Source organism: Neobacillus sp. GCM10027624 (genome assembly GCF_042675345.1).
GTDB lineage: Bacteria > Bacillota > Bacilli > Bacillales > Cytobacillaceae > Neobacillus > Neobacillus cucumis_D.
In genome coordinates this window covers 1-646 of the sequence record NZ_JBHTHD010000004.1, presented here as the reverse complement: position 1 = coordinate 646, position 646 = coordinate 1, and the positions used below count along the sequence as shown (strand labels likewise).

Here is a 646-nt window from a genome sequence, read left to right as displayed (position 1 = left end):
GTTTTCAAAGAGCAAATTTCTTTGTCGCTCAAAGGCGACTTAATCATCTTACCAAGTTATCAACTTAATGTCAACAACTTTTTATTTTTTTTGGTGGAGTCTAGGGGGATCGAACCCCTGACCTCCTGCGTGCAAAGCAGGCGCTCTCCCAGCTGAGCTAAGACCCCGTAATCATTAAATAAGAAGTAATGGTCGGGAAGACAGGATTCGAACCTGCGACCCCTTGGTCCCAAACCAAGTGCTCTACCAAGCTGAGCTACTTCCCGTAATATGGCGCGCCCGAAAGGAGTCGAACCCATAACCTTTTGATCCGTAGTCAAACGCTCTATCCAATTGAGCTACGGGCGCATTTTTGAAATCTATTTTTACAATTTCAAAAACTCTGGTGCCGAGGACCGGAATCGAACCGGTACGGTAGTCACCTACCGCAGGATTTTAAGTCCTGTGCGTCTGCCAGTTCCGCCACCCCGGCAAGAGTGGAGCGGAAGACGGGATTCGAACCCGCGACCCCCACCTTGGCAAGGTGGTGTTCTACCACTGAACTACTTCCGCATATATTTAGCTTAAATGGTGCGGGTGAAGGGAGTCGAACCCCCACGCCTTGCGGCGCCAGATCCTAAGTCTGGTGCGTCTGCCAATTCCGCCA

The 646-nt window shown here is 50.3% G+C and carries 5 tRNA genes; all 5 read right to left on the bottom strand.

Annotated features, from left to right (window positions below):
• Positions 1 to 91 precede the first annotated feature (91 nt).
• A tRNA-Ala gene (locus ACFQZ9_RS09780) sits at positions 92 to 167 on the bottom strand.
• A gap of 22 nt (positions 168 to 189) precedes the next feature.
• Positions 190 to 266 (bottom strand) — tRNA-Pro (locus ACFQZ9_RS09775).
• A 5-nt stretch (positions 267 to 271) separates the two neighbouring features.
• Positions 272 to 348, bottom strand: a tRNA-Arg gene (locus tag ACFQZ9_RS09770).
• A gap of 35 nt (positions 349 to 383) precedes the next feature.
• Positions 384 to 472 (bottom strand) — tRNA-Leu (locus ACFQZ9_RS09765).
• A 5-nt stretch (positions 473 to 477) separates the two neighbouring features.
• Positions 478 to 552, bottom strand: a tRNA-Gly gene (locus ACFQZ9_RS09760).
• Positions 553 to 646: the final 94 nt, after the last annotated feature.